Genomic DNA, 26563 nt, shown 5'->3' on the forward strand with positions numbered 1-26563 from the left:
GGTTCAGCTCCTTGTAGTCGCGTGTTGGCAGTACCTGTCCAGTGGTGCCTTCGCCTCCTGGTAGACCTTGGCCAGCGGCCGGCAGACCCGGCAGGTGCCGGAGAGCTGGCAGCCGGTGCAGCCACCGGTGCGAAGCATCAGGGAGTCGGCGATGCCGCCGAGGCGGCTCAGGCCCTCGACTCCCGTGGTCATGAGGGGGATCGCTTCGTCACGGCCGACCTTGCAGATGGTCGCCATGCCGTGCGGGTCGACGTGGAAGAAGGTGTGGCCGGCGTTGCAGCCATTGAAGGGTTCGCGATCTGCGAGGTGGTCCGGGGCCTGGGTGGCGAGGGTTTCCGCGCCGCCGTAGATGGTCGGCGACATGTGGGTGTATTCGCGGTACGGCAGGTCGTAGCGGCCGGCGAAGGCGCGCATCTGGTCGGCCTCGTGGGCGTTGTGCCGCGTGATGATCAAGGCGAGATCGAGGGGTAGCCCAGCTTCGTGGGCTGCATCCAGTCCTTTGACGAACATGCGGTACGCGCCCCGGCGCCGGGTCAGCCCGTCGTAGGACTCTGCGGTGGCCCCGTACAGGCTGAGTGTGATCCGGTTCGGCCTCAAGCGAGTCAGCAGGGCGAGGTTCTTCGGTGCGGCAAGACGCGAGCCGTTGGTGAGGATCTCGACCATCATGCCCAGCTCGTACGCCAGCCGGTACGTCTCGGGGAACAGCTTGTCGATCATCGGCTCACCGCCTGTGAGCTGGAGCCAAAGCACCCCCGAGTCCCTGATGGCGTGCAGCAGGCGCTCACGCTCAGGCCACTCCAGGCCGGCGAATTGCTTCAGGCCGAGGTAGCAGTGTTCGCAGTCGTAGTTGCAGCCGAGGTTCAGTTCGTACGAGGCGCGCCCGTATGCATACGGAGAGCGGGAACGAACCAGCACAGTTTCATTGAGGCATCGGTCGCTGAGATCGATCTTCCAAGCCTGACGGGCCACGTCGGCCAGCCACGCGGGCACTGCTGAGGTACCCGATGCGGAGTGCAGTTCGTCGTACCGGGAGGCGGGAAGGCGTGCTGCCTTCGGGTTGCCCGGCCGTACGAGGAGGTGGTGGTCGAGGTACGGGGCGGCGATCAGCTCGTGCATACGGACTCCTCGCTCGGGCTGCTGAGGACCAGGCGGGCCCAGACGGTCTTGCCGATCGGGTGGCGGTCGTGGTGGCCGGTTTCTTCAGAGAGCGCTGCGACCAGAAGCAGGCCCCGGCCGCCTTCGTCGTCCTCCCCGGCCTGGATGGGTCGGGGAGGGGTGCGGCCTGCATCGGAGACTTCGACCAGGCAGTGTGGGCCGTCAACCGTCAGTCGAACTTCGAAGAGGTGCCCTCGTCTGCCGCCGTGTTCGACGGCATTGGCAGAGAGCTCTCCGCAGACGAGGACCACCCGGTCAATGCACTCCTGGCCGTATCCCCAGCTGGCAAGCGTCTTGGAGACGAGGGCGCGGGCCAGAGGCACGCACTTGCGTACCGGGCTGAACTGCATCTGCCATCGCAACGGGGTGGTCTGTCGGTCGTACGTCGTCATCGCGTGCATCGCGTCCCCTCGTCACGGGCGGGCTGTGGGACACAAGTTCACTGCCGCGACGATCACAGAGTCAGGTCACCGTGGTTACCCAACGTGGGTAATCTCTATGGCAGTCGATCCCATGGCATCCCGTCCGGACGCGCGAGTGAGGGGGACGAGTGGCACGCTCGCAGGATCACCGGGCTCTGCCGGCCGAACTGCTGGCCAGTGCGGCATGGCAGGAAGCCTGTCGCGCTCGGGACTTCGCCCGCATCTTCCGGCTGGTCAAAGTCAAGGCCGGGATCTACCCGTCGCGAATCGCCGCGCTGTGCGGCATGACGCCGAGCAGAGTCGGCGAGATCATGGCGGGGCGGCGGGGCTTGGCACACATCGACGTGATCGAACGCGTCGCCGACGGCCTGCGTATCCCCGGTGCAATGCTCGGCCTGGCCCACCGCCCCTGGGAGATTCCTGCCCCGCCTCGCACCGACGAGAGGCCGCCCGAGCCCCTTCCTGCACCGCGCGAACCACAGCGCACCGAACCGGCAGAGGATTTGGACGACCTTCTCGCCCTGGTCGACGGCCGTGCCACCCGTTCCACCCTTACGGCTCTGCGCTCGTCGGTCCAGGACTACTGGCGGCGAGACAACGCACACGGTGGCGCGACCCTGCGGCCCGCCGTCGTGGGGCATCTGCGCTATGTCGGCCGTCTCCTCGATTCTGCCGAGGCTGGCTTACGGCACGACCTCCAAGGGGTTGCGGCCGAGCTGGCACGGCTCTCCGGCTGGGCCTACTTCGACGCCCGCCAGTACAGCACCGCTCGCACCTACTTCACCCAGGCGCTCAAACTCTCCCACACGCAAGGCGACAGCCTCTTCATGGCAAATGTGCTGTCGTGCATGAGCCTGCTGGCCACCTACGACGGCAACCCGAACGATGCCGTGACCCTTGCGTGCCGTGCCCAGGACGCGGCCCGCGTCACCGGAGAACAGCCGCTCGTCATGTCGATGCTGCACCTGCGCGAAGCGTTTGCCCACGCCACCCTCCGAGACGCCCAGGCGTGCCACCAGGCCGTGGACCGCTCCCGCGACCAGTACGAACGCTCACGCGGACGCGAAGCCGAGGCGCCTGACTGGGTCCAGTACTTCGACGAGACGAAACTCCTCGTCGACACCGGCATCGCCTACGCGCGCCTCGGTGAGCCAGCCCGCGCCGAACCCCTCATCACTGAGGGCCTACGTCGAGAGAATGCCGACCAACAGCGGGGCCGAGCCTTCCACGCCTACTGGCTGGCCAGCGCCCAGCTCCAGCTGGGCAAACTCGACGAGGCATGCACCAGCGCCGGCCTTGCCCTTGACCTCACCGCAGCCATCGACTCGCCACGAGTGAGGGGCCACGTCCGGGAACTGCACCGCCGAATGCTGCCCTACGCACGCGAAGCCCCCGTCCTGGCCTTCGAGCAACGCATGCGCGACGCCCGCGGCTGACCCCTTACGAGCTTCCGGTCGCCTCGTCCAGAAGCAGATACAGCAGACCGACCAGGCTGCCACTGCTGACGACCTCACGGCGGTCGATCATGCCCCGGATCTCCGAGATCGGAATCCACTCGATCCGGTCGGACTCGTTCAACTCGGTAGGCGGGCCTGCATATGAGGCGGCCTCAGCGCGGAAGACGAAGTGCTCGGAATCCGTGATGCCGTTCGCGGGTTGCGCGTAAACCAGCGGCTTGACGCTCTCCACCCGCCACCCGGTCTCCTCCTCCACCTCGCGAGCGGCAGCCTGCTCGGGGGTCTCGTCGGCCTCGATTAGGCCCATCGGCAGTTCCCAGCCCCAGGTGTCGGTGATGAACCGGTGCCGCCACATCATCAGCACGCGCTTCTGGTCGTCGACAACGGCCGCTACAGCCAGGTGCCGCATCCGGACCACATGGTGTTCCCACCGCCGGCCGTCAGGCTGCTGGACGTCCACGAGCCAGAGGTTCACCCATGGGTTGTTGTAGATCTGCCGCTCGCCATGGACGGTCCACTGCATGAGCCCAACTCCCTTGTTTCAGTGAAGTATCCAGCATGTCACTTTGACGAGAATCCGACCGCCAAGTTGGGGCATTACCGCCCACGCCGACGAGAGGGAGGAACTTTGGAGTCGGCAGGCACGACCGCTGGCATGCTCGGCTCTACAGCCATTGTGCTGCTTGCCTTCGCGGCTGCGAGTCGTCGGCTTGACGCGTTGTCGAGCCGCCAGATCAGCACCTGGGCAGGATGGTCGGCGGTGTCGAGTTCACGTCCTTCAGCGGCTGCGCTGAGAACAGAGGCTGGCGAGTGGCTGCCAGCCTCTGCACGGCGCAAGGCGGTGGTCAGAGCGGGCCACGCGGGGCAGGCCAGGATTCGGTCGACTTGGGCGGGGAGAGTCGCCCTCGGGACGCCTTCGTAGCGCGCGCCGGTTTCGGTGGGCGGGGTACGACGGATCAGTTCGGACAGGATGGGTGCAGCCTGTGCCTCGTAGGTGCTGCGGAGGCGGGCGTGGGCCCGCTGGCCGGCGGCTGCCTGCTGGGGGTGATCGCGCTGCTCGTGCCAGTGGGCGGCGGCGAGGGCCAAGTGGACGGTGGCGGCGAGTACGGCGATGACGAAGTTGCCCGCGCTGTTGGTGCCGTAGAGAAGTTCCTGTCCTGCCTTGCGCAGAGCGTGGGCCGCCCGGTGGTCGGCGCGGATCATGGACCGGTTGGCGCGATTGAATGCGCTGGCCGCGGCCTGTATCTCAGCTCGCAGAGGATGGGGTCCGTGCAGGGCGGCGGCGTGGAGGAAGTCGCCGAATGCTGCAATTTCGCCCTGAGCCCGGTGCACATCACCGTTCGGGTCCGTGAGGGCGGCGTGTGCGGATCGCAGAGAGCGTTCGGCCTGGCGCCACGGATGGGCCGGTGGCGCGGTCACGGGGGCGTCTGGCTGCGAGGTGAAGCGTTCGCGCAGGCGGTGGATCGACAGGTCAGGTGAAAGTTTGGAGCCGCCGAATTTAACCGGCTCACCGGCAGCAGTGTCACCCTGACCCACCGCCGTCGGAAGACCGAATGGAACTGCGCCCGCAAGGCGCTCCAGGCGGAGGAGAAAGAAGCGGCCGGGCGTGACGGCCGCAAGCCCGTGACGCTGCCGCACCTGGTCACCCACGATCTGCGGCACTTCTACGCCTCCGCGCTCATCGCGGGCGGGGCGAGCGTCAAGCAGGTCCAGATGGTCCTCGGCCACGCGTCCGCCGTCATCACGCTGCGGATCTCCGCGCACCTGTGGCCGGGGGAAGAAGACCGCACCCGGTCCGTGAGGGACGCCGTTCTCGGCGGCCTGCGGACCGGGTGCGGACCGGTATGCGACATGACCAGCGAAACCGCGGGTCAGACGGCCCAACCAGAGATCAAGCCTTCTTGGTCTCCCAGAAGATCTTGTCGATCTCGGCGATCAGGTCGAGCGCCTTCTGGCCCGTCGCCGGGTCCGTGGAGGCCTTCGCGGCCGACAGCGCCTTGAGGGCGTCGTTGACCAGCTGGTGCAGCTGCGGGTACTTCTCGAAGTGCGGGGGCTTGAAGTAGTCGCTCCACAGCACCGAGACGTGGTGCTTCGCGAGCTCGGCGCGCTGCTCCTTGATGACCACCGCGCGGGCCCGGAAGTGCGGGTCCTCGTTGGCCTGGTACTTCTCCTGGACGGCCTTGACGGACTCCGCCTCGATGCGGGCCTGGGCCGGGTCGTACACGCCGCAGGGGAGGTCGCAGTGGGCGCTGACCTTCACCTTGGGGGCAAACAGGCGGGAAAGCATTGAGCTGTCCTTCCTCGTGATCGTCTTCTCAGGTGGGACATTACTCCGTGAGATGCGTGTTTTTGCGGGTGCCCCCATGGGCTTAGGCCAAAAGTCCGGGGTGAGGATGGGACCAGTGGCCGAATGTACGGAACCCTGTTGTGTACGGGGGTACGGGACGGACCGGGGAGGTGCCGGAGAGATGCGGGAGGTGCCGGAGGTGCCGGAGCTGACCGATGAGCAGCCCGGACGGGGGCTGGCGGCGAGAGTGCCGTTCCAGGTGGTGGAGGTGACGGGCCCCTCGATGGTGCCCACGCTCCACCACGGGGACTGGCTCCTCGTGCAGTACGGGGCCGAGGTGCGCCCCGGTGACGTGGTGATCCTGCGGCATCCGTTCCAGCAGGACCTGCTGGTGGTCAAGCGTGCCGTGGAGCGGCGGGCCGGTGGCTGGTGGGTGCTGGGTGACAACAGCTTCGCGGGCGGCGACAGCACGGATTACGGGACCGTGCCCGAGGAGCTTGTCCTGGCCAGGGTGCGGGCCCGGTACCGGCCGCTGACGAAGGATCAGCGTTCGGTGCGCGGTGTGGTGGTCTGGGCCGTCTCCGCGCTGCGGCCGGTCTCGGCGGCCCGTTCGGTCTCCAGGCGCTTGCGGGCCCGGTAGGCGGCCACGTTGGCGCGGGTCGCGCAGCGGTCCGAGCAGTAGCGGCGGGACCGGTTGGTCGAGGTGTCGAGGTAGGCGTTGCGGCAGGGCGCCGCCTCGCACAGGCCGAGCCGGTCCACGCCGTACGAGGTGAGGTGGAAGGCGAGGCCCATCGCCGCGATCGCGGTGTAGCCGGCCGTCGCGTTGGACGGGTGGTCGGCCAGGTGCATGTGCCAGTCCGGCTTGCCGTCCGCGTCCCGGATGTCATGGCCGGAGATCTGCGGGCTGACCGGGAACTCCAGCAGCAGTGAGTTGAGCAGGTCGACCGCGAGCGTCTCGTCGCCCCCGTCGGCCGCCTCGAAGACCGCGCGGAGCCGAGCCCGTACGGACCGGAAGCGGGTGACGTCCGCGTCGGTCGCCCGCCGCGCCGCCTGCCCGTTGGCGCCGAAGAGCTCGCGCACCGCGTCGACCGAGGTGAGGGCGTCCTTGTTGCGGGCCGGCTCCTCGGTGTTGACCAGGCGCACGGCGTAGTCCGAGTAATAGGCCAGTTCCACTTGTAGTCCTTACGGCGTCGGTCTAAGGTCGATGCGGCGATGATGTAATGGGCCGTTACGGGTCCAGGGTATTACATGAAGGGGTTCGGGTGACAGAGACAGCGACGGGGACCGACTGGCAGGCCTGGCAGGAGAGCTGGGACCGGCAGCAGGAGTGGTACATGCCCGACCGCGAGGAACGCTTCCGGGTGATGCTCGACATGGTCGAGGCCTTCGCGGGCCCCGAACCGCGGGTGCTCGATCTCGCGTGCGGTACGGGAAGTATTACGGACAGGCTGCTGCGGCGGTTCCCGAAGGCCACGAGCACCGGTGTCGACCTCGACCCCGCGCTGCTGGCCATCGCGCGCGGCTCCTTCGCCGGCGACGAGCGCGTGACCTTCGTCACCGCGGACCTCAAGGACCCGCGGTGGACGGAGCGGCTGCCCCACGACTCGTACGACGCCGTCCTTACCGCCACCGCCTTGCACTGGCTGCACAGCGAGCCGCTCACCGCCCTCTACCGGCAGATCGGCGGCCTCGTCCGGGACGGTGGCGTGTTCATGAACGCCGACCGCATGATCGAGACGGGGACTCCCCGGATCAACGCCGCCGAACGCGCCCACCGGCACGCCGGCATGGACCGGGCCAAGGCCGCCGGGGTCCTGGACTGGGCGCAGTGGTGGGCACGGGCCGCCGAGGACCCGGTGCTCGCGGGGCCGACCGCCGAGCGGTTCGCGATCTACGGCGAGCACGCCGACGGCGACGTGCCGTCCGCCGCATGGCACGCGGACACCCTGCGCGCGGCGGGGTTCGCCGAGGCGCGGCCCGTCTGGGCCTCACCCTCGGACAGCCTGGTGCTCGCGGTGAAGTAGCGGGAGCATGCCCCGGGGCGGTGCGGACGACGGTCCGCGCCGCCCCGCCGACTTTTCCGGCCGGCCGTGCAACCCGCCCCGCGCGCCACCGCACTGGAAGGGTGAGACGGTCCGCGCCCGCGGACCGGGGGAAGGACGCTGAGGATGCGGAGCGATGACGACGCCGCGCTGCACGCCTTCGTCGAGAGCAGACGCACCGCGCTGTTCCGCAGTGCGTATCTGCTCTGCGGCGACCGGCACGAGGCCGAGGACCTGGTCCAGGCGACGCTGGTCAAGGTGGTGCTCGGCGGACGGCGGCACGGGCGGCTCGACAATATCGAGGCGTACGCGCGCAAGACCCTGGTCAACACCTTCATCGCGGCCCGCCGCCGGTTCTGGCGGCGTGAGCAGTCGTACGGCGAACTGCCGGACCGGGCGGCCCACGGGCCCGACACGGACACCGGCCTCGCGGTACGGGCGGCACTCGCCCGGCTCACGCCCAGACAGCGGGCCGTCCTGGTGCTGCGCTACTGGGAGGACCTGAGCGTCGAGGCCACGGCCGCACTGCTCGGGATGCGGGAGAACACGGTCAAGAGCCACACGGCTCGGGGGTTGGCGGCGCTGCGCGCCGAGATGGCGGAGGAATTGGTATGAGCGACGTGCGTGAGCTGCTGGGGCGGGCCGCCGAGGAGGCGGGACAGCCGGTCATCAGCACCGAGGTGGTCTACGCGAGGGCGGAGCGGGTGCGCAGGCGCCGCCGGGTCGCGGTGTCGGCCGCGGCGGTGTGCGCGGTGGCGGCGGGTGCCTTCGTGGTGCCCGGACTCTCCGCCGGACGGGAACAGGCACCCCGGACGTCCTCGGTGGCGGCCCCGGTCAAGGCCGCGGGCGACACCGGCCGGGCCCGCGAACTGACCGGACTGCTGCCCGAAGGCGTCGGATCGGTCGAGCAGGTGTCGCTGGCCGTCATCATCAAGCACGCGACTCCCGAGCAGGCCGCGGAGCATCCGTACGGGCCGCTGGACGGTCAGTACGCGGTCCGCCGCGAAGGAGGGGTCGGCTACCTGACCGTCGACGTGCGGAGCGCGAAGATGATCAAGAAGAAGCTCGGGGGTTCCCCTGCGGCGACGAACCTGTGCGAGCGGGGGAACGGTGAGCCGGCCCCCACCGACTGCGTCCGCGAGGAACTGCCGGACGGGCGGGTGCTGACCGTCTGGAGCGACGCGATGGACTACGGGGACGGCGGCACCCCGAAGTGGGGCCCGGAGCTGGTGGCCCGGCTGACGCTGAAGGACGGCAGCCAACTGGCCGTCCGGGACAGCACCGGCTTCGAGGCGGATTCCGCGCTGGGGCCGCTGCTCGACACCCCGCCGCTGACGCGGGCGCAGCTGCGGACCCTGATGCTCGACCCGCGGCTGCTGCCGAAGAACTAGTGACGCGGCACTAGCGCCTGACGCGCGAGGGGGCGGTACCGGCCCGACGGGGCGGTACCGCCCCCTCGCGGGTGCGCGGCTCCAGGACCTGTGCGGCTACAGGACCTTGGACAGGAACGACTTCGTCCGGTCGTGCTGCGGGTTGGTCAGGACGTCGCGCGGGTGGCCCGACTCGACCACCACGCCGTCGTCCATGAAGACCAGCGCGTCGCCGACCTCACGGGCGAAGCCCATCTCGTGCGTCACGACGATCATCGTCATGCCGTCCTCGGCGAGACCGCGCATGACGTCGAGCACGTCGCCCACCAGCTCGGGGTCGAGCGCCGACGTGGGCTCGTCGAAGAGCATCAGCTTCGGCTCCATGGCCAGCGCGCGGGCGATGGCCACCCGCTGCTGCTGACCGCCGGACAGCTGCGAGGGGTAGTTCTTCGCCTTGTCGGACAGGCCGACCCGGTCCAGCAGCCGTTCCGCGCGGGCGCGGGCGACGGCCTTGGACTCGCCCTTGACCTGGATCGGCGCCTCCATGACGTTGGCCAGCGCCGTCATGTGGGGGAACAGGTTGAAGCGCTGGAAGACCATGCCGATGTCCCGGCGCTGCGCCGCGACCTCGCTGTCCTTCAGCTCGTACAGCTTGTCGCCCTTCTGGCGGTAGCCCACCAGCTTGCCGTCGACGGACAGGCGGCCGCTGTTGATCTGTTCCAGGTGGTTGATGCACCGCAGGAACGTGGACTTGCCGGAGCCGGACGGGCCGACCAGGCAGAACACCTCACGGGGAGCGACCTCCAGGTCGATTCCCTTGAGGATGTGGGCGGCACCGAAGGACTTGTGCACGCCTTCGGCCTTCACCATGGCGGTCATGTCACACCCCCCTGGGGCTGGTGAGGGAGCGCAGATTCATTCTGACCTTCTGCCACGGCGTCAGCGGCAGCTGCCGCAGTGACCCGCGCGCGTAGTACCGCTCGACGTAGTACTGGCCGATGCTGAAGACGCTGGTCAGGGCCAGGTACCAGACCGAGGCCACCAACAGCATCTCCATGACGGCGAACGAGGTGGAACCGATGTTCGTGGCGGCCCGCAGCAGATCCGTGTACTGCACCGCGGAGACCAGGGACGAGGTCTTCAGCAGGTTGATGAACTCGTTCCCGGTCGGCGGCACGATCACCCGCATCGCCTGCGGAAGGACGATCCGGCGCATGGTCTTGCCGTTGGACATGCCCAGGGCGTGCGAGGCCTCGGTCTGACCCTCGTCGACCGACTGGATCCCGGACCGGACGATCTCCGCCATGTACGCGCCCTCGTTCAGACCGAGGCCCAGGAGGGCCACGGCGAACGGCGTCATGACGTCGACCATCTCGTCCTTGTAGAACCCGAGGTTCAGGATCGGGAAGATCAGGGCGAGGTTGAACCACAGCAGCAGCTGCACATAGACCGGGGTGCCGCGGAAGAACCAGATGTAGAGCCAGGCGACCGCTCCGGTGACCGGGTTCTTCGAGAGCCGCATGACCGCGAAGACGACACCCAGCACCAGGCCGATGATCATCGACAGCACGCTGATGATCACCGTGTTGACGGCGCCCTTGACGATCCGGTCGTCGAAGACGAAGTCTCCGACGGTGCCCCAGTTGATGTCGCCCTGCGCGAACGCGTAGACCAGCGTGCCGAGCGCGGCCACCACGACCACACCGGAGAGCCACCGGCCCCAGTGGCGTACCGGAATGGCCTTGATCTGGGGCGGGGGCACGGAAGCGCCCTTGGAGACCGACGAGTGCATGGGTGGTTCGTCGGCGGGTGACTTGTCGAACTTGTCAGTCACGGTGACTGCCCTTCAGTGGAACGCTTGAGGCGGGAACGCCGGGACCTACTTGCCGGCGTTGACGGCTGCCTCGGTGACGGCGCTGTTCTTGACGTCCCACTTCTCCAGGACCTTCGCGTACTCGCCGTTCTTGATGATCGTGGCGAGCGCTTCCTTCAGCGCGTCACGCAGCTGGGCGTTGTCCTTGTTGACGGCGATGCCGAAGGGGCCGGCGTCGGTCTGGTTGCCCGCGACCTCGAAGGTGTTGCCGCCTCCGGCCGTCTTGGCGATGTGCGCGGCGACGGGGTAGTCGTTGAGGTCGGCGACCGCGCCACCGATCTTCACGCGGTTCTGGGCCTCGGCGTCGGTGTCGAACGGCTCGATGGACAGCTTCTTGTCGCCGCACTTCGTGGCCTGGGCCTTGAAGGTGTCCTCGTAGATCGTGCCGCGCTGCACGGCGACCGTCTTGCCGCAGAGGTCGTCCAGCGAGGTGATCTTCTCCGGGTTGCCCTTCTTGACGAGGAGCGAGACGCCGGAGGTGAAGTAGTCGACGAAGTCGACGCCCTTGCCGACCTTCTTGCCCTTGTCGTCGAGACCCTCCTGGCGGGCCTTGGTGTCGCTCATGGCGGACATGACGACATCCTGGCGCCCGGTGTTGAGCGACGAAATGAGGCCGTCGAAGGTGCCGCTGGTGAACTCGAACTTCACGCCGAGCTCCTTGCCGAGCGCGGCGGCGATGTCGGGGTCGATACCGACGATCTTGCCGCCCTCCTCGTACTCCATCGGAGCATAGGAGGCGTCCGTGCCGACCTTGATGACGCGGGAGTCCTGGTACTTCTTCGGCAGCTTCGCGAACAGCGGGGCCGCGGAGGACGTGGCGGTGTCGCTCTCCTTGGTGCCCGAGCCCGAGCTCGTCTGGTCACCGCAGGCGGTGAGCAGCAGCGCGCCGGCGACCGCGAGGGCGCCCACCGCGGCGATCCGGGACTTGGCGGTGGTCTTACGGCGGGTGGTGCTTGCGGTCATGATCGGGGTCCTCCGGCAGGTGAGGGGCATTGCCAGCTGGTCGGGAACTCTTCTTCGAGTTTCGCGACCGTGTGTGTTTTCGGCATCTTGCCATTCGGACTAGCCCAAACAGGGGGCACCGCATGTCAAAATCGGGTAACGGGACACCCCCGAACCCAGCGGGCCGGCACATCAAGGCCGGACCTTTCCCTGGAATCGCACCTTCCTACCGGAAGATCCCCGCCTGAAGCCCGCTCTGGGCGGGTTTCATGTCGCCTGGTCGACTTGTGTGTATGTCCCCCTATGAGACGCGTCACCGTGGGTATACCGACTCGTCGGCGGTACTGCCTGTCCGGTAAGAAGGACGTTTACACCCCTCATCCGGGGCCCAGGGCGCGTGTGCGGCGCGCCCGCGCGTACGTACCTCCCCCTGCCGCGGCGGACCAGTCGCCCAGCGCAGGGAACGGACGCGGTGCCCGCCCACCCCTCCTCAACCAGGAGTGGCCACCCTCAAACGATGAAGACTTAAGGGGTCAACACCATGGCAGCGGAGATCGTCAATCCTCGCAGCGACAGCAACACGGACAGCACCACCGACAGCGCCACCGACGAGCCGTTCGATCCGGCCTTCGCGCTCCACCGGGGCGGGAAGATGGCCGTGCGGGCCACCGTCCCGATCCGGGACAAGGACGACCTGTCCCTCGCGTACACGCCCGGCGTGGCGAAGGTGTGCAGCGCGATCGCCGAGAACCCCGAACTCGTCCACGACTACACCTGGAAGTCCCAGGTCGTCGCCGTCGTGACGGACGGCACCGCCGTGCTCGGGCTCGGCGACATCGGCCCCGAGGCCTCCCTCCCCGTGATGGAGGGCAAGGCGATCCTGTTCAAGCAGTTCGGCGGCGTGGACGCGGTGCCGATCGCGCTCGCGACCACCGACGCGGACGAGATCGTGGAGACCGTCGTCCGGCTCGCCCCGTCCTTCGGCGGCGTGAACCTGGAGGACATCTCGGCGCCGCGCTGCTTCGAGATCGAGCGCAAGCTCCAGGAGCGGCTCGACATTCCCGTCTTCCACGACGACCAGCACGGCACCGCCGTCGTCACCCTCGCGGCCCTGCGCAATGCCGCGAAGCTGTCGGGGCGCGGCCTGGGCGAGCTGCGCGCTGTCATCTCGGGCGCGGGTGCGGCCGGCGTGGCCATCGCCAAGTTCCTGCTGGAGGCGGGGCTCGGCGACGTGGCCGTCGCCGACCGCAAGGGCATCGTCAGCCGGGACCGTGAGGACCTGACCGACGTCAAGCGGGAGTTGGCCGAGCTCACCAACAAGGCCGGCATCTCGGGTCCGCTGGAGGCCGCGCTGGCCGGTGCGGACGTCTTCATCGGCGTCTCCGGCGGTACGGTCCCGGAGCCGGCCGTCGCCTCGATGGCGCCCGGGGCCTTCGTCTTCGCCATGGCGAACCCGAACCCCGAGGTGCACCCCGACGTCGCGCACAAGTACGCGGCGGTCGTGGCGACCGGGCGGTCGGACTACCCCAACCAGATCAACAACGTGCTGGCGTTCCCCGGCATCTTCGCGGGCGCGCTCCAGGTGCGGGCGTCGCGGATCACCGAGGGCATGAAGATCGCCGCGGCGAACGCGCTGGCGGACGTGGTCGGCGACGAACTGGCGGCCGACTACGTGATCCCGTCGCCGTTCGACGAGCGCGTCGCCCCGGCGGTGACGGCCGCGGTGGCCGCCGCGGCCCGGGCGGAGGGCGTGGCCCGGCGCTGATGTCCTGAGGCGGGGGTCCGGGCGCGGCGCCTTCTCGAAGGCGTTGCCCCGGGCCCCCGTTCCCCGACCGCCGGAGGGGATCGGTCCCGCTCCCGCCGGCGCTGAGTTCGCGGGCCGGGGGTGACGCCGTCACCCCCGCGTCGCCGCAGCCGCCGTCCGGCGGCCCGTCACGCGCGGTGCGTGTCACACCCGCAGCCGGTTACGCGGGAGTAGCGGGCCCCCTATCGTCGGGCGCATGTTCGCCGCCTACGCATCCCGCCTCGACCGCGACCACCCCCTCAACGGCCTTGAGCTGGGCGAACGCCCGGCTCCCGAGGCGCGTCCCGGGTGGACCACCGTCAACGTCCGGGCCGCCTCCCTCAACCACCACGACCTCTGGTCCCTGCGCGGCGTCGGTCTCGCCGAGGACAAGCTGCCGATGATCCTCGGCTGCGACGCCGCGGGCACCGACCAGGACGGCAACGAGGTCGTCCTGCACTCCGTCATCGGCCAGACCGGGCACGGGGTCGGCCCCGATGAGCCCCGCTCCATCCTCACCGAGCGCTACCAGGGCACCTTCGCCGAGCAGGTCACCGTCCCGAGCTGGAACGTGCTGCCCAAGCCGAAGGAGCTCACCTTCGAGCAGGCCGCCTGTCTGCCCACCGCCTGGCTGACCGCGTACCGCATGCTCTTCACCAACGCCGGGGTGCGGCCGGGCGACTCCGTCCTCGTCCAGGGCGCCGGAGGCGGTGTCGCGACCGCCGCGATCGTGCTCGGCCGGGCCGCCGGGCTGCGGGTGTACGCCACCAGCCGCGACGAGGCCAAGCGCGAGCGGGCCGTCGGCCTCGGTGCGATCGAGGCGTACGAACCGGGCGCGCGGCTGCCCCACCGGGTCGACGCCGTCATCGAGACGGTCGGCGCCGCCACCTGGTCCCACTCCGTCAAGTCCCTGCGCCCCGGCGGCACGCTGGTCATCTCCGGCGCCACCAGCGGAGACCGCCCCTCGCACGCCGAGCTGACCCGGATCTTCTTCCTGGAGCTGAAGGTCGTCGGTTCGACCATGGGGTCCAAGGACGAGCTGGAGGACCTGCTGGCGTTCTGCGCGACCACCGGGGTGCGTCCGGTCATCGACGAGGTGCTGCCGCTCGACCGTGCCCGCGAGGGGTTCCAGAAGCTGGCCACGGGTGACCTGTTCGGGAAGGTCGTGCTCACTGTCAACGAGGGTTGACACGCCTCATGGTGTCAACGTAAGTTGACATCATGACCGAAGCAACGGATCTCGCCGAGCGCGCAGGCGACCGCGACCCCCGGGTGGGGCTGCGGTCGGTCGCCGCGCTGCGGCGGCTGCTGGAGCAGCTCGAAGCCGTACAAGTCAGAAGCGCCCGTGTACAGGGCTGGTCGTGGCAGGAGATCGCGGCCGAACTGGGCGTCAGCCGGCAGGCCGTGCATAAGAAGTACGGGAGGCATTGATGTTCGAGCGATTCACCAAGGGTGCCCGCGCCACGGTGACCGGCGCCGTGACCCACGCCGAACGGGCCGACTCCGGCTCGGTCACCGAGGAGCACCTGCTGCTCGCCCTGCTGGACCAGGAGGGCGGCCGGGCGTCGTACGCCGTCGCCGCACTGGGCCTCACCGACCGCAGGGCCTCGGTGGAGACCGCACTCGCCGACGCCCGCAGGCGCGGCGGCATGACCAGGGCCGACGCCGACGCCCTCGCGGACATCGGCATCGATCTCACCGCGATCGTCTCCCGCATCGAGGAGGCGCACGGCGAGGGCGCCCTGCGGGGCGACCGCAAGGACCGGCGGTGGTGGTCGGGCAACCGCCCGTTCGCCAAGGAGGCCAAGAAGATCCTGGAGAAGTCGCTGCGGATCGCACTCGGCCGCGGTGACCGGTTCATCGGCGAGGAGCACCTCCTCCTGGCCCTCACGGCGTCCCCCGGAGTCGTCGCCGACGTGCTCGCCGAGCACGGTGCGACGTACGAGACGGTCAGCCGCGCCCTGTACGGGGACGGCGGCGCGGGCCAGGACCGCAAGGCGGGCTGAACGGAGCGCGGGCTGAACGCGGGGCGGCCCCGGGGATCACTCCCCGGGGCCGCCCTGCTGGCCCTGCTGGCCCTGCTGGCCCTGCTGGCCCTGTCCTACTTCGCGGCGGCGTTGCCGTTGCCGTCGCTGTTGCCGTCGGCGTCCTTCCGCAGCAGCGCTCCGATGTGGGCGGCCGCCGTCGACAGGTGGCGTCGGGCCTGAGCGAGCTGGTCCTCCGTCACCCCCCGGTCCCTGGCCGCATCGCGGATGTCGTCGCGGAACCGGTCGAGCAGGCGGTCCAGGTCGCGGGCCGGGTCGCCGGTGCCGCCCGCGTCCTTGCCCCAGTCCGGGTCGGCGTCGGCGGCGTCCGGCTTCGTGTACGGGGGCCAGTTGCCCGTGCGGGCGAGGCTGCCCAGCTGGCCGGTGATCTCGGCCAGCCCCTCCCGTACGCCCGCCGGCCAATCGCCGCGGGCGAAGTGGTCCTGGACCTGGCGGGCCGCGTTCTGCATCTGCTCACGCGCCCGGTCCTGGGCCTCCTTGGCCTGGCGGCGGGCCTGCTGGGCCTCCTCGCGGGCGCGGCGGGACTCGTCCTTCGCCCGGCGGGCCTGCTCCTTCCACTCCTGCTTCGCCTTGCGCAGCTCTTCCTTCGCCGTGCGCCAGGCCTCCTTGTCGCCGAAGTCACCGAAGTCGCCCAGGTCACCGAAGCCGCCGAAGGGGGACGCCTTGCCGGCCTTGCCGCCCGGCCGGGACGAGCCCGTGTGCCGCGACTCGTCGGCCGCGGCGCGCATGTCGCTGCGCAGTTTGCCCGCCGCGCCACGGACGTCGTCGCGTATCTCGGCGGCCAGCTCGGAGACCGACTCCCTGATCTCCAGCTCCAGATCGGCGAGCTCGCCGGTGCGGCCCGCCAGTTCGGCGCGGCCGGCGTCGGTGATCGAGTAGACCTTGCGTCCGCCCTCGGTGGCGTGTGTGACCAGGCCCTCCGCCTCCAGCTTGGCCAGGCGCGGGTAGACCGTGCCCGCCGAGGGGGCGTACAGGCCCTGGAAGCGCTCCTCCAGGAGACGGATCACCTCGTAGCCGTGGCGGGGGGCTTCGTCGAGCAGCTTCAGCAGGTAGAGGCGCAGGCGGCCGTGGGCGAATACGGGGGGCATGTCAGAGCACCTTTCCGGTCGGCTCGGCGTCGTGCGGCTCGTCCTCGGCCGGTGGGCGGCGCAGCAGGGCGATCGACCCCGAGACCGTCGTCGCCCTCAGTGTGCCGGTTCCGGAGCCCAGCGTGCCGGTGATCTTCTTCGCTCCCCACTGGCCGCTGACCCTGAGGTCCTCGAAGCCGTTGGAGACGGAGCCGCTCGCGGTGTTCGCCTCCACCTTCGCGTCGGCCGGGTGCGGCAGGCGGATGGCGAGCTCACCGGAGACCGTGGCCAGCCGCACGTCGGTGGGCTTCCCGGTCGGGTCCAGGTCGAGCACCATGTTGCCGCTGATGGACTCGGCCTTCACGGACGCCCCGGCGCCCTCCACGACGGTCAGGTCGCCGGAGACCGAGTGGAAGCGCAGATCGCCGGTGACGGCGTGCGCCTCCACGTTGCCGGAGACGGTCTCCGCGCCGACCGGTCCGGCGAGGCCGACGAGCGTCGTGTCGCCGGTGACGCCGCGTACGTCCGTACGGCCGCGGACGCCGGAGACGAACGCGCCGGCGCCGACCACGCCGACCTCCACCGCCGACCCGGCCGGGAGGGCGAGGGAGACCACCGCACGGCGGTGCCAGCCCTTGCGGTCGAACCACTTGAGCATGTTCTGCCAGGCCAGGTCCTCGTACGAGACGGTCAGCACGCCGTCGTCCTGCGTGACGATCAGCGGTGGCCCCTCGATGTCGGAGACCTCCAGCCTGGCGGTCGGCTCGTCGGTGCCGACGACGTTGACCGTTCCGTTGACGATGCGCACGCTCAGCGCGGTCACCGGTTCGTCGAAGGTGAGCTTGCGAGGCTCGGCGATGGCCCACGTCGACACAGGCATGGATCTGTCCTCCTGGGGAGCCCGGATGACGCAACATATCGCGTCTCTTGTCAAACACGATATATCGCGGACCGGGTAAGTCAAGGCGGGGTCGCGGGGAGGGTGGGGATGAGTGGTGGCGCAAAGTGCATCAAAAGCGGGCAATGTGTCCTACCGTGTGGGGCATGGACGTGACATCACCACCCGTGGGAGCGCTGCTGCTGTGCCGGGCCGAGCCCGAAACGGTGCGGCCGGTCGCCCATCTGCTGCGTGCGCGGATGCTGCTCGCGCCCGCCGGTGAGGGCTGGAGCGTCCTCGTGCCGGAGGGGAAGCCCTGGCAGGGTGAGCGCGGGGGGCGGCCGGGAGCGGGGGAGGCCGTCGAGCCCGTCGACCGGGTGCTCGGCGGCTGGGCCACCGCGCTCGCGGTCGGCTCCACCTGGCCGGTCCTGGCGCTGTGGTGGGACGCCGACCGGGCCGGGTACACGCTCGCGGCGGGCTTCCGCCGCCCGGTCGGCTACGTCTGGCTCGCCGACGGGACCCCGGCCGGTGAGGACGAGGCGATGCGCACGTTCGCCGAGCGGCTCGGCCTCGATCCCGTGCTGGACGTCCAGGCGCTCGAAACGCTGACGCGCCCCGAGCCGGGGACGGACGCCCGGGCCCGGCTCCTCGGAGTGCTCGCCGTGCTCTCCCGCACCGGGCTGGAGCTCCCGCCCGGCCTGGATCCCGGCGAGGCCTCCGGACAGCTGACCGCGGGGGCCTACGGATCGCCGGCGGCCGAGCCGATCACGTGGACCGGCTGGCGAGACGCGGTGAAGGTCGAACTCGAAGCGGTCGAGAACAGCCGCCTGGGGCCCTGGATGCGCGGTCCCCGGGCCCGCGCACTGGCGGCCGTGCAACTGGCTGCAGGACTCCCGATCGCGCTCTGGGGAGTGGGCCGGCGCAGTGGCGGATGGGTCTGCGCCGGGGCGCTCCTGATGGCGCACGGGGCGCTCGGCCTCGCGTACGACCGGATCAGGGCCGAGGGGCCGGAGGGACCGGCCCGGTCCTGAGGCCCTCGCCGATCGGTCCATGGCACGGCGATCGGTGCTCCTCCGCCGACGCTCGGCCCGCGCGGCTCGGTGATCCGGCCCCGTCACGGCCCGCGCGGCTCGGTGATCCGGCCTACCGGCGCGCGGCCCGCGCGGCTCGGTGATCCGGCCCCCGGCGCTCGGCCCGCGCGGCTCGGTGATCAGTCCTCGTCGTCGTCCTCGTCGTCCAGCCGGGCCAGCCAGGTGGCGAGGCGCTCGACCGGCACCTCGAAGTCGGGGTTCAGATCGACGAAGGTGCGCAGCTGCTCGGCGAGCCACTCGAAGGTGACCTCTTCCTCGCCTCGCCGCTTCTCCAGCTCCTCGATACCGCGGTCGGTGAAGTACATAGCCCGAGTTTACTGCCTGGTGAGAGCCCTGCGACGGCCGGGAGACCGGTCCCCCGCAGGGCGCGCGGGGGGCAGCGAACCGGCCTGCGGCGCTCCCGCGTCCTCGTCCATGTACCCCGCACCGGCCGTCTACGGCCGTTAATCTGCGGGTACTTGGGGAACGGGGGGTGTCATGGGCGACGGTGAGGCCCGTATCACGCGCATCGAGATGCCGGACGGCACACCGGTCTGGGCGAGGATCTCCGGGGCCGAGGCGCTGGCGGATCCGGAGCCCGGCGGCGGACCGACGTACACGGACACCGGGTTCGGGGACCTCACCGACCGGGTGCAGGCCAGGGTCGAGAGCCTGCAGTCCGTGGTGACCGGCGTCGCGCGCTCGCTCGCCGTGCCGCTGCGCGCCGTGCGGCCGGACGAGGTGAGCGTCGAGTTCGGGATCGAGCTCACCGCCAAGTCCGGCAAGGTCGTGGGGCTGCTCGCGGACGGCGAGGCCAAGGGCGCCATCAAGATCACGCTCACCTGGAACGGAGGCGGGCCACCGGTCGACACGCCCCCGCCCGCGCCGGTGCCCGCGCAGGCGTCCGCGCCCCCCGCACCCACGCCGCCGGTCCCGTTCGCGCCCCCGATGCCACCGCCCCACGCTCCGGCACCCGCTCCGCCGGCCCCGCCCCCGCCGCTCGGGGGCGCACCCGGGGCCTCCCCGCCCGCCGGGGCACCCCCCGGCGCACCGGCACACCCGGACGGCGCGGGCGGCGCCGACGGCGGCGGGGCATGACCTCGGACGGCGAAGGGGGCGCAGGGGAGGGACTGGCTTCCGCCCAGGCTGCGCTCATCGACCTCGTGCAGGACGCCACCGTGCGCATCCATCGCCCGCCGTCCGGGTATGCCCAGGACGGGCCGGGAGGGGACTTCCTGGGCAGCGGCTTCTTCGTCGCACCCAGCTGGGTCCTCACGTGTGCGCACGTGGCGATGCGGGGGGAGGGGGGCATGGTGGGCGTGTGGTTCAAGGAGGACCGGTACAGCGCCGAACTGACCGAGGTGCCCGGCAAGGTCGTCGCCGCGATGCCCGACACCCGGCCGCCCGGGGCCGGCGGCTGGCCCGCCCCCGACCTCGCGCTCATCCAGCTCCAGCGGCCCGTCGACCACCCCTGCGTCTATGTGACCGAGCGTTCCGAGGCGATGCTCCGCGGCCGCGAGATCCACTGCGTGGGCTGGGCGCCCGGTCAGGGCGGGGGGCTGCAGAACCGCAGCGGTGTCTGCGTGGTGAAGGGCTCCTACGGGGTCTCGGGCGACGCCGAGCAGGTGGTCAGGCTCGACGGGGACTGGGTGGAGCTGGGCATGTCCGGCGGCCCCCTGGTGGACCTCGTCCGGGGCGAGGTGGTCGGGGTGATCAAGTCGCGGCTCGACAACCACCAGGGCGGCACCGCCGTGGGGATCGAGCGCCTGCGCACCCTGAAGGTGCCGGCCGCGCCCGTCGAGACCGAGACCGACGACCTCTACCAGTCCGTCTTCCACGCCCACGACCGCTACCACGCGGACCAGCACAACAGCTCCGCCGGCACCGAGCGGACGTGGACCGACGCGCAGAGCGAGCTGCCGGTGCCCCCCGGCGGCATCCTCGGCCCCCGGCTGCGGGTGGACCTGCTGGGGCGGCTCGCCGAGCTCACCCCGCCCGCCAGCACGCGCGGTCTGCTCGTCCTCCTCGACGGCCTGCCCGGGGTGCACTCGCGCGACCACCGCCCGGCCCCGCGCGGCTGGCGCGACGGCCTCGGGGCGCTGTACGACACGCGGGCCCGCGACCGCGAGGCCCGGTTCGCACTGATCGTGCGCTACTGCATGGGCGTCCTCGCGGCGGACCGCCCCTGGGGACAGCTGTCCGCCCGGAACGCCAAGGAGCTCTGGGGGTGGGTGAAGCGGATCGCGGAGGCCGAGCTGCCGAGGGACCTGCGCCGCCAGCTCGACGTGGAGTGGGCGGACATCCGGCTGCGCCTGGAGCAGAACCGTCAGCGGGCCGCCCGCGCCCCGGCGGGCGAACCCGTCCTCTACGGGGAACGCGACGGCGTCGTGCTCCAGGTGGACCTCCAGGGCTGGGCCCGGGACCAGTACGACTGGAGGGTCGCCGTCGACCGGCGGGCCGCCGACGCGGAGCCCATCGACGAGGACAGCCGCGGCACCCCGCTCGGCACCGTTCCCGACCGGCTCGCCGCCGCGCTCACCGAGGCCTTCCGCCGGTGCGACGAACCGGGCAGCCCGGCCATGCTCCAGGTCGTCGTCGCCCCCGAACTGTTCGGGCTGCCGGTCGACGACTGGGTGCTCCCCACGGACGGGCAGCGCCTCGGAGCCGTACGCCCGGTGGTCCTGCGCACCTCGTACCAGGGGCCGCCCGACGAGCGTTCCGCACGCTGGGACACCGGGGCGGCGGCGGGGACCCGTGCCGAAGTCCTCGACTGCGAGGACGAACTACGGGTACGCGTACCGGACGTGACGCGGTTGCGCGCCCTGGCCCACGACACCGTGCCGGTCCTCTGCCGCTACGGCGGCCGCCCGGACCCCGACACCGCGGCCGGGGTCGTCCGGTTGATCGACACCGGCTTCGGGGTCGCCCTGCTGCAGCGGCGGCCCGCGGAGGCCGACACGGTCTGCAGGGAATTCCACCGACGCGCGACCGAGGCCGTGGCGGACGCCCGCACCCGTGACCGGCTGCCGTGGAAGATCCACGAACTGAGAAGAGGGGTGAGCGCGGGACGTACGGAGACCTACTGGTCCGCGGGCGCGGCCCTCTATTTCGACGATCCGCACCATCCGCTGCCGGACCCCGGCAACGACTTCCTGGAGGCGCCGTGACGCGAGGTGCCCCACACCGCCCGGAGGGCCGAACACGGCTTCCCCTTACGGGAGTTACCCGGGATGTCTACGGTAAGGCACGTTCGACGGCGGCCGCCCGTGCCGGGCGAGTGACAATGAGGAACACGCTATGAGTGAACCCAGCGAGTGGCTCATCTACCGAGGAATCGGCGAACCGCACGACGAGGTGGCGCAACTGCCGCCCCCGCCGCCCTGGCGCGACTTCGTCGGCGCACCCGGGGGAGCGGGCGAGTCGGCCGACCGCCGGCTCGGCATTCCCGGGCGCATCGCCGAGGAGCACCGGCCGGGCGCCGAGGAACTCGAGATGATCAACGCGGCGCTCTATCTGCGGCGGCCGCTGCTGGTCACCGGGGACCCGGGCGCCGGCAAGAGCACCCTCGCCCACTCGGTCGCCCGGGAGCTGGAACTGGGCAAGGTGCTGCGCTGGCCCGTCGTCAGCCGCACCACACTGCTCGACGGCCTCTACCACTACGACGCGATCGCCCGGCTCCAGGACGTACAGATCGCCTCGCACGCCTCGGCGGACGGCGGCGGGGGAGCCGGATCCGCGCAGAGCGTCGGCAGCTACATCCGGCTCGGACCGCTGGGCACCGCACTGCTCCCCGCGGACCGCCCCCGGGTGCTGCTCATCGACGAGCTCGACAAGAGCGACATCGACCTGCCGAACGATCTGCTGAACGTGCTGGAGGAGGGCGAGTTCGCCATCCCCGAGCTGGAACGGATCGCCGACCGGCTGCCCGACGGCGAGACGGACGTGCTCGACCACGACGGCAACAAGGTGCGGATCAAGGGCGGGCGCGTGCAGTGCCGGGCGTTCCCGTTCGTGGTGCTCACGAGCAACGGCGAGCGGGACTTCCCCGCCCCCCTGATGCGCCGCTGCATCCACCTGGAGCTGGGCCGGCCCGACCACAAACGGCTGGCGTCCTTCGTGAAGGCCCACCTGGGCGAGGAGGCGGCCCGGTCGAGCGACGACCTCATCGCCCACTTCCTGGAGCGCTCGCGCAGCGAACTCCTCGCCACGGACCAGCTGCTGAACGCCATCTACCTCACGCATGCCGCGGCCCCGTCCGGCCGTGACCGGCTGGCCGACCTGCTCATCCAGCGACTCGACCGGCCGAGGTGAGGCGTTGATGCCCGGGGCGGACCGGACGCCCGCCGAGGGAGCGGCGGGCGCGATGCCCGGTGGCGCGGGCGCCACCGGGGCTCCCGGCGTCCCCGGGCCGTACGACGGGGGGTTGCTGCCGGAGCTCGTCGCCCGGCTGCGCGGAGCCGGCCTCGATCCCGACGTCGAGCAGCTCTGCGACGCGCTCTGGCTGGCCAGGTGGACCCGTGGCGCCGGACCGGACGAAGGCGGCGTGGCGCCGCCGGCCGCGGCCTCCGGCCCCGCCGAGGAGACCTCGGCCCCTGGCCCCGCCGGCTCACCGGCCGCGCGGGAGGACCCGGCGCCGGACACCGGCCGCGACGACCGGCCCGACGAGGAGCGCGAGCCGCGGGACGATGGACGGATCGCCCTGCACCCCGTCCCCCGGGGCCCCCGGACCGGCGGACGGGACGACGACGAGGCCCCGGACGGCCCGGCGCCCGGCGCGCGGGCCCGCGCCGCCGTGCTCCCGCTCGGCGTGCCCGCCGCCCCCGTCCTCCCGGCACCGCTCGAACTCACCCGAGCGCTGCGCCCGTTGCAGCGCTACCGCCCCGTCTCCGCCCCCTCACGCCGGGTCCTGGACGAGACCGCGACCGCGGAGCGCAGCGCCCGCGCGGGCGGCCTGGTCATGCCGGTGTTCCGGGGGGTCCGGCGGGGGGACGCCGTCCTTCAGTGCGTGATGGACGCTTCCTCCTCCATGCTGGTGTGGGACCGGATGTTCCGGGAACTCCAGCAGATATTCGGCCAGTTGGGCGCCTTCAGGGACGTCCAGGTGCGCTACCTCCACCAGGGCCCCGACGGGGGGTGCGCGGTCAGCCGCAGCGCCGACCCCGCCGCGGCGGCCCTGCACTCCGCCGACCGGCTCAGCGACCCCACCGGGCGCCGGGTCACCGTCGTCATCAGTGACTGCGCAGGGCCGCTCTGGCACAGCGGGCAGGCCCACCGGCTGCTGCACCAGCTGGCCCGGCTGGCCCCGGTCGCCGTCCTGCAGCCGCTGCCGCAACGCATGTGGAGCCGCACCAGGCTGCCGGTCACCTTCGGCTCGCTGACCCGGGGCGAGGGCCCCGCCGGAGCCACCGCGCTGAAGGTGACCGGGGACGCCGGAGCGGGGCCCGCCGCGCACCCCGGGGCCCTGGCCGTCCCGGTCCTGCCGCCGACGGCGGACGCGCTCGCGGCCTGGGCCAGGCTGCTCTCCGGCACCGGTTCGGCGCGGATCTCCGGAGCGGTCGGCTGGGTGCGGGCCGACCAGCCCGGCGCGCCCGCCCGGCGGCCGGGCGGAGCCCTCTCCTCGCTCCAACTGCTCAGCCGCTTCCGGTCGGCGGCCTCTCCGCTCGCCGGACAGCTGGCCGTCTACCTCGCGGCGGCGCCCCTGTACCTGCCGGTCATGCAACTGGTGCAGCGCACGATGCTGCCGCACTCGGGCCCCTCCGAACTGGCCGAGGTGCTGCTGAGCGGACTCCTCAGGCGCGCCGACGGCGGCGGGGGACGCGGACAGTGGTACGCCTTCGAGCCCGACGTCCAGGACGCCCTGCTCGGTCCGCTCGGCCGGGACGAGGCCCTGCTCGTACTCAAGCACTGTTCGCAGTACGTGGAGCAGCGGTTCGGCAAGGGCGGGCCCAACTTCCCGGCCCTGGCCTTCGCCCAGCTCGGCGACGGCGGCGGGCACGCTTCCCCGTTCGGGAGCGGCGTCGTGGCGGCCCGCCCCGGCCGCGCGGACGAGGCCGCCGAGGCCGCCGAGGAAACCGATGACGCCGAGGACGGTGAGGAGCCCGGCGGGAGCGAAGGGAACGACCGGCGCGGCGGCCCGCGCGTCCCCCAGGCCTTCGCCGAGGTCGCAGCCCGCGTACTGGAGCGCTTCATGCCCGTGCCCCCCAGCTTCGTGAGCCGGGAACCGGCGGCCCCCGGGGCTCCGGACCCCCTCGCCGCCCTCGCCGTGATGCGGGCGCGCGAACTCGTGCGGCACTTCGAGGCCGACCGGATGGTGCAGCGGCTGATCGACGCCGTGCAACTGCTGCGGGGCGCCGCCGAGAGCGGTGCGCCGTCGGCCGACGATCCCGGGCTCTGGGCGGAGTACGCCCGCTGCGTCCTGAGGCTCTGGGAGGTGCAGGGTGGGAGCGACCTGCTCGGCGAGGCCGAACGCGCCGCCGAACGCGCGGCCTCCCGGCCCGGAGCGGTGCGCGAGCGGGCGGTGCTGGCCAAGGTGCTGCACGCGGCGGCCGACGACCGGCGCCGGCGCGGCGACCGGCGCGGCGCCCTGGAGCTGCTGCGGCGAGCCGACCGCGAGTACACGGCGGCCTGCGCCGACCCCGGACTGGAGCCGGCCGAGGCGTTACGGCTGACCCTGGAACGGGTGCGGGCGCTGGAGGCGCAGTGGCGGCTCGACGGCGACAGCGCCCTGCTGCAGAGTGCCTGCGGCATGCTGGAGGCCTTCGCCGACGCCTGGCCCGACCAGGAGAACCGCCCCGCCGCCCTTCCGCTGCAGCACGGCCGGACGCTCCTGAAGCTCGCCCGCGTCACCGAGGACGGTGAGCGGTCCCGGGAGTACGCCCGGCAGTCGGCCCGTTCGCTGCGGACCGCCTTCGGCCAGGGCGGCGGGCACACCACGGGCTCCGAGGGCCGCGTCGTGCTGGACCTGGTGGACGCGCTCCTGGCCTCGGGCGCGGAACCGGACGAGGCCGCGGTCCTGACCGGCCAGGCGCTGGAGACCGTGCGCGACCAGCGACAGCGCGCCCAGCTGCAGATCAGGCAGGGCCGGGTGCGGGTCGCCCGCTACGAGCACACCGGTGATCCCGGCGAACTCGTCACCGCTGCCGAGTGGTTCGGCCGGGGCGCCCGGGGCATCCCCCGCGACTCGCGGGCCCACACCGACGCGCTGGCCGAGTGGGGCGCCACCCTGCTGCGCCGCGCCGAACTGCCCGACGGCACGCCGCACATCGACGCGGCGGTGCATGTGCTGCGCGACTGCCGGTCGGAGACGCCGGCCGGCGGCGCGCACCAGTCCGAGCGGCTGCTCATGCTGGGCCGGGCCCTGATGCTGCGGCACCGGGCCACCACGGACCGGGTCGACCTGCGGGAGGCCGAGTACCTCTTCAAGCTGGCGGCCGAGGAGGCCGTGGACCCGCTGACCGCGGCGCGCTGCTGGCTGGAGCTGGGCCGGGCGCTGCTCCGGGCGGCCGTGGTGCTGGACCGGCCGGCCCGGCGCGACGAGGCCGCGGAGGCGTTCCGGGCGGCCGCCGAGTCCGCGACGGAGGCACAAGTGGAGCAGGAGGGTCCACAACTGCCCCAGGAGGCAGTGGAGTTGAGTGCTACAGCCAACCACTGGCGGGGTATGACCTATGAGAGTGCGGGACGCCCCCGGGCCGCGCGGGACGCGTACCGGGCGGCCCGCCAGGAGTGGCGCAGACTGCCGGACGGCGGTGGCGCGGCGGGCGAGTCGACCGCCGCGCGGCTGGCCGTCCTGGAGCGCTGAGTGCTCAAGGACGAGCACCGGTGGTCCAGGACCGGTGACGGCCGGCGTAACGGACGTCACGGGCCGGCGGCGCGCGGCGGGACGAAGCGGGTCAGGGACGCGGGATCGGCGGTGTGCACTCGACGGCGAGCGCGGCACGGTGGACCCGGTGCTGCAGTACGGGGAGGCGTGATGAGCGAGTCGACACGTGACGACGGGGCGGGAGCGGCCGTGAGCGGGGCCGGCCCCGCCGGTGAGCTGCCGGATCTGCTGGGACTCGACCTGGAGGACCTGCGGACCCTGGACCACCCGGTGCTGGCCGAGGTGGTCGCCGATCTGCGCGGGCGGGCGCAAGAGCCGCAGGAGATGCTCTGGGGTTTCGACGCGGCCTTCTGA

At 71.6% G+C, this 26563-nt stretch carries 26 protein-coding genes and 1 pseudogene; 16 read left to right on the plus strand and 11 right to left on the minus strand.

The window, feature by feature from the left end; genetic code table 11:
• Positions 1-3: 3 nt before the first annotated feature.
• Together ABZ454_RS14085 and ABZ454_RS14090 are read right to left on the minus strand one after the other, a co-directional pair.
• Positions 4-1116, minus strand: coding sequence for a radical SAM protein (locus ABZ454_RS14085; RefSeq protein WP_359537944.1), 1113 nt, complete (start codon positions 1114-1116; stop codon positions 4-6).
• Complete coding sequence (locus ABZ454_RS14090) at positions 1104-1547, minus strand: ATP-binding protein (RefSeq protein WP_350984479.1); 444 nt, start codon at positions 1545-1547, stop codon at positions 1104-1106. Before ABZ454_RS14090 ends, ABZ454_RS14085 begins: the two co-directional genes overlap by 13 nt.
• Before the next feature lie 158 nt (positions 1548-1705).
• Between ABZ454_RS14090 and ABZ454_RS14095 the strand changes: the two genes are divergently transcribed.
• A complete protein-coding gene (locus ABZ454_RS14095) occupies positions 1706-3013 on the plus strand; it encodes a helix-turn-helix domain-containing protein (RefSeq protein WP_356316926.1) in 1308 nt (435 codons plus the stop codon).
• Positions 3014-3017: 4 nt separating this feature from the next.
• On the opposite strand, the gene ABZ454_RS14100 is transcribed toward ABZ454_RS14095, so the two are convergent.
• The gene (locus ABZ454_RS14100) at positions 3018-3557 is read right to left on the minus strand and encodes an NUDIX hydrolase (protein ID WP_356316928.1); all 540 of its coding nucleotides are present in this window, start codon (positions 3555-3557) and stop codon (positions 3018-3020) included.
• A gap of 1004 nt (positions 3558-4561) precedes the next feature.
• Between ABZ454_RS14100 and ABZ454_RS14105 the strand changes: the two are divergent.
• A pseudogene (locus ABZ454_RS14105) lies at positions 4562-4876 on the plus strand (tyrosine-type recombinase/integrase); the annotation flags it as partial.
• Between the two features lie 49 nt (positions 4877-4925).
• Here ABZ454_RS14105 and sodN read toward each other — a convergent pair.
• Positions 4926-5321 carry a superoxide dismutase, Ni gene (gene sodN / locus ABZ454_RS14110; RefSeq protein ID WP_356316929.1) on the minus strand — a complete coding sequence of 132 codons (396 nt, stop codon included), beginning with the start codon at positions 5319-5321 and terminating at the stop codon, positions 4926-4928.
• A 181-nt stretch (positions 5322-5502) separates the two neighbouring features.
• On the opposite strand from sodN, the gene sodX reads away from it, so the two are divergent.
• The gene (gene sodX, locus ABZ454_RS14115) at positions 5503-5961 is read left to right on the plus strand and encodes a nickel-type superoxide dismutase maturation protease (protein ID WP_356316931.1); all 459 of its coding nucleotides are present in this window, start codon (positions 5503-5505) and stop codon (positions 5959-5961) included.
• Here the strand turns inward: sodX and ABZ454_RS14120 are convergent.
• Complete coding sequence (locus ABZ454_RS14120; RefSeq protein WP_359537948.1) at positions 5865-6494, minus strand: CGNR zinc finger domain-containing protein; 630 nt, start codon at positions 6492-6494, stop codon at positions 5865-5867. The two genes, sodX and ABZ454_RS14120, sit on opposite strands and share 97 nt — an antisense overlap.
• Positions 6495-6541: 47 nt before the next feature.
• Between ABZ454_RS14120 and ABZ454_RS14125 the strand changes: the two genes are divergently transcribed.
• The 3 genes from ABZ454_RS14125 (at position 6542) to ABZ454_RS14135 (ending at position 8754) form a co-directional block, all read left to right on the plus strand.
• The gene (locus ABZ454_RS14125; protein WP_359537950.1) at positions 6542-7345 is read left to right on the plus strand and encodes a class I SAM-dependent methyltransferase; all 804 of its coding nucleotides are present in this window, start codon (positions 6542-6544) and stop codon (positions 7343-7345) included.
• A gap of 144 nt (positions 7346-7489) precedes the next feature.
• On the plus strand, positions 7490-7978 hold the full coding sequence (locus ABZ454_RS14130; RefSeq protein ID WP_356316937.1) for a SigE family RNA polymerase sigma factor: 489 nt from the start codon (positions 7490-7492) through the stop codon (positions 7976-7978).
• Entirely contained in the window at positions 7975-8754 is a 780-nt protein-coding gene (locus ABZ454_RS14135) for a hypothetical protein (protein WP_356316939.1), read from the plus strand. The genes ABZ454_RS14130 and ABZ454_RS14135 overlap by 4 nt, the downstream gene beginning before the upstream one ends.
• A 96-nt stretch (positions 8755-8850) precedes the next feature.
• Here ABZ454_RS14135 and ABZ454_RS14140 read toward each other — a convergent pair whose 3' ends face one another.
• From ABZ454_RS14140 to ABZ454_RS14150, 3 genes are read right to left on the minus strand one after another with little or no spacing between them, the layout of a single operon-like run.
• Complete coding sequence (locus ABZ454_RS14140) at positions 8851-9612, minus strand: amino acid ABC transporter ATP-binding protein (protein ID WP_356316941.1); 762 nt, start codon at positions 9610-9612, stop codon at positions 8851-8853.
• Between the two features lies 1 nt (position 9613).
• Positions 9614-10567, minus strand: a complete 954-nt coding sequence (locus ABZ454_RS14145; protein ID WP_359537951.1) for an amino acid ABC transporter permease — start codon at positions 10565-10567, stop codon at positions 9614-9616.
• A gap of 45 nt (positions 10568-10612) precedes the next feature.
• The gene (locus ABZ454_RS14150; RefSeq protein WP_359537952.1) at positions 10613-11569 is read right to left on the minus strand and encodes an ABC transporter substrate-binding protein; all 957 of its coding nucleotides are present in this window, start codon (positions 11567-11569) and stop codon (positions 10613-10615) included.
• Between the two features lie 520 nt (positions 11570-12089).
• On the opposite strand from ABZ454_RS14150, the gene ABZ454_RS14155 reads away from it, so the two are divergent.
• From ABZ454_RS14155 to ABZ454_RS14170, 4 genes are all read left to right on the plus strand, one after another.
• Complete coding sequence (locus tag ABZ454_RS14155; RefSeq protein WP_356316947.1) at positions 12090-13313, plus strand: NADP-dependent malic enzyme; 1224 nt, start codon at positions 12090-12092, stop codon at positions 13311-13313.
• Between the two features lie 235 nt (positions 13314-13548).
• Positions 13549-14520, plus strand: a complete 972-nt coding sequence (locus tag ABZ454_RS14160; protein ID WP_359537954.1) for a zinc-binding dehydrogenase — start codon at positions 13549-13551, stop codon at positions 14518-14520.
• Positions 14521-14552: 32 nt separating this feature from the next.
• Positions 14553-14762 (plus strand): sigma factor-like helix-turn-helix DNA-binding protein, encoded by a 210-nt coding sequence (locus ABZ454_RS14165; RefSeq protein WP_266782775.1) that lies wholly within the window; start codon positions 14553-14555, stop codon positions 14760-14762.
• Positions 14762-15337, plus strand: a complete 576-nt coding sequence (locus tag ABZ454_RS14170; RefSeq protein ID WP_359537956.1) for a Clp protease N-terminal domain-containing protein — start codon at positions 14762-14764, stop codon at positions 15335-15337. The genes ABZ454_RS14165 and ABZ454_RS14170 overlap by 1 nt, the downstream gene beginning before the upstream one ends.
• Positions 15338-15432: 95 nt before the next feature.
• On the opposite strand, the gene ABZ454_RS14175 is transcribed toward ABZ454_RS14170, so the two are convergent.
• Positions 15433-16464 carry a helix-turn-helix transcriptional regulator gene (locus ABZ454_RS14175; RefSeq protein ID WP_359537957.1) on the minus strand — a complete coding sequence of 344 codons (1032 nt, stop codon included), beginning with the start codon at positions 16462-16464 and terminating at the stop codon, positions 15433-15435.
• A gap of 1 nt (position 16465) precedes the next feature.
• A complete protein-coding gene (locus ABZ454_RS14180; RefSeq protein WP_359537959.1) occupies positions 16466-17323 on the minus strand; it encodes a hypothetical protein in 858 nt (285 codons plus the stop codon).
• 164 nt (positions 17324-17487) lie between these two features.
• Between ABZ454_RS14180 and ABZ454_RS14185 the strand changes: the two genes are divergently transcribed.
• On the plus strand, positions 17488-18351 hold the full coding sequence (locus ABZ454_RS14185; RefSeq protein WP_359537960.1) for a hypothetical protein: 864 nt from the start codon (positions 17488-17490) through the stop codon (positions 18349-18351).
• 179 nt (positions 18352-18530) lie between these two features.
• Here ABZ454_RS14185 and ABZ454_RS14190 read toward each other — a convergent pair whose 3' ends face one another.
• A complete protein-coding gene (locus tag ABZ454_RS14190) occupies positions 18531-18716 on the minus strand; it encodes a DUF6104 family protein (RefSeq protein WP_046907272.1) in 186 nt (61 codons plus the stop codon).
• A gap of 172 nt (positions 18717-18888) precedes the next feature.
• On the opposite strand from ABZ454_RS14190, the gene ABZ454_RS14195 reads away from it, so the two are divergent.
• The 5 genes from ABZ454_RS14195 (at position 18889) to fxsA (ending at position 26563) form a co-directional block, all read left to right on the plus strand.
• Positions 18889-19488 carry a CU044_2847 family protein gene (locus tag ABZ454_RS14195; protein ID WP_359537963.1) on the plus strand — a complete coding sequence of 200 codons (600 nt, stop codon included), beginning with the start codon at positions 18889-18891 and terminating at the stop codon, positions 19486-19488.
• Positions 19485-21557 carry a trypsin-like peptidase domain-containing protein gene (locus ABZ454_RS14200; RefSeq protein ID WP_359537965.1) on the plus strand — a complete coding sequence of 691 codons (2073 nt, stop codon included), beginning with the start codon at positions 19485-19487 and terminating at the stop codon, positions 21555-21557. The genes ABZ454_RS14195 and ABZ454_RS14200 overlap by 4 nt, the downstream gene beginning before the upstream one ends.
• Before the next feature lie 130 nt (positions 21558-21687).
• A complete protein-coding gene (locus ABZ454_RS14205) occupies positions 21688-22701 on the plus strand; it encodes a MoxR family ATPase (protein WP_359537967.1) in 1014 nt (337 codons plus the stop codon).
• A 7-nt stretch (positions 22702-22708) separates the two neighbouring features.
• Positions 22709-26188, plus strand: a complete 3480-nt coding sequence (locus ABZ454_RS14210; protein WP_359537969.1) for an SAV_2336 N-terminal domain-related protein — start codon at positions 22709-22711, stop codon at positions 26186-26188.
• Positions 26189-26359: 171 nt separating this feature from the next.
• Complete coding sequence (gene fxsA, locus ABZ454_RS14215; RefSeq protein ID WP_359537971.1) at positions 26360-26563, plus strand: FxSxx-COOH cyclophane-containing RiPP peptide; 204 nt, start codon at positions 26360-26362, stop codon at positions 26561-26563.

This window comes from Streptomyces sp. NPDC005803, from assembly GCF_040630435.1.
Classification (GTDB): domain Bacteria; phylum Actinomycetota; class Actinomycetes; order Streptomycetales; family Streptomycetaceae; genus Streptomyces.

Bases quoted from the DNA above. Each gene is read 5' to 3' on its own strand.
- ABZ454_RS14085 (WP_359537944.1), bottom strand. From the start codon at position 1,116: ATGCACGAGCTGATCGCCGCCCCGTACCTCGACCACCACCTCCTCGTA.
- ABZ454_RS14090 (WP_350984479.1), bottom strand. From the start codon at position 1,547: ATGACGACGTACGACCGACAGACCACCCCGTTGCGATGGCAGATGCAG.
- ABZ454_RS14100 (WP_356316928.1), bottom strand. From the start codon at position 3,557: ATGCAGTGGACCGTCCATGGCGAGCGGCAGATCTACAACAACCCATGG.
- sodN (WP_356316929.1), bottom strand. From the start codon at position 5,321: ATGCTTTCCCGCCTGTTTGCCCCCAAGGTGAAGGTCAGCGCCCACTGC.
- sodX (WP_356316931.1), top strand. From the start codon at position 5,503: ATGCGGGAGGTGCCGGAGGTGCCGGAGCTGACCGATGAGCAGCCCGGA.
- ABZ454_RS14125 (WP_359537950.1), top strand. From the start codon at position 6,542: ATGGGCCGTTACGGGTCCAGGGTATTACATGAAGGGGTTCGGGTGACA.
- ABZ454_RS14130 (WP_356316937.1), top strand. From the start codon at position 7,490: ATGCGGAGCGATGACGACGCCGCGCTGCACGCCTTCGTCGAGAGCAGA.
- ABZ454_RS14135 (WP_356316939.1), top strand. From the start codon at position 7,975: ATGAGCGACGTGCGTGAGCTGCTGGGGCGGGCCGCCGAGGAGGCGGGA.
- ABZ454_RS14140 (WP_356316941.1), bottom strand. From the start codon at position 9,612: ATGACCGCCATGGTGAAGGCCGAAGGCGTGCACAAGTCCTTCGGTGCC.
- ABZ454_RS14150 (WP_359537952.1), bottom strand. From the start codon at position 11,569: ATGACCGCAAGCACCACCCGCCGTAAGACCACCGCCAAGTCCCGGATC.
- ABZ454_RS14155 (WP_356316947.1), top strand. From the start codon at position 12,090: ATGGCAGCGGAGATCGTCAATCCTCGCAGCGACAGCAACACGGACAGC.
- ABZ454_RS14160 (WP_359537954.1), top strand. From the start codon at position 13,549: ATGTTCGCCGCCTACGCATCCCGCCTCGACCGCGACCACCCCCTCAAC.
- ABZ454_RS14165 (WP_266782775.1), top strand. From the start codon at position 14,553: ATGACCGAAGCAACGGATCTCGCCGAGCGCGCAGGCGACCGCGACCCC.
- ABZ454_RS14170 (WP_359537956.1), top strand. From the start codon at position 14,762: ATGTTCGAGCGATTCACCAAGGGTGCCCGCGCCACGGTGACCGGCGCC.
- ABZ454_RS14175 (WP_359537957.1), bottom strand. From the start codon at position 16,464: ATGCCCCCCGTATTCGCCCACGGCCGCCTGCGCCTCTACCTGCTGAAG.
- ABZ454_RS14180 (WP_359537959.1), bottom strand. From the start codon at position 17,323: ATGCCTGTGTCGACGTGGGCCATCGCCGAGCCTCGCAAGCTCACCTTC.
- ABZ454_RS14185 (WP_359537960.1), top strand. From the start codon at position 17,488: ATGGACGTGACATCACCACCCGTGGGAGCGCTGCTGCTGTGCCGGGCC.
- ABZ454_RS14190 (WP_046907272.1), bottom strand. From the start codon at position 18,716: ATGTACTTCACCGACCGCGGTATCGAGGAGCTGGAGAAGCGGCGAGGC.
- ABZ454_RS14195 (WP_359537963.1), top strand. From the start codon at position 18,889: ATGGGCGACGGTGAGGCCCGTATCACGCGCATCGAGATGCCGGACGGC.
- ABZ454_RS14200 (WP_359537965.1), top strand. From the start codon at position 19,485: ATGACCTCGGACGGCGAAGGGGGCGCAGGGGAGGGACTGGCTTCCGCC.
- ABZ454_RS14205 (WP_359537967.1), top strand. From the start codon at position 21,688: ATGAGTGAACCCAGCGAGTGGCTCATCTACCGAGGAATCGGCGAACCG.
- ABZ454_RS14210 (WP_359537969.1), top strand. From the start codon at position 22,709: ATGCCCGGGGCGGACCGGACGCCCGCCGAGGGAGCGGCGGGCGCGATG.
- fxsA (WP_359537971.1), top strand. From the start codon at position 26,360: ATGAGCGAGTCGACACGTGACGACGGGGCGGGAGCGGCCGTGAGCGGG.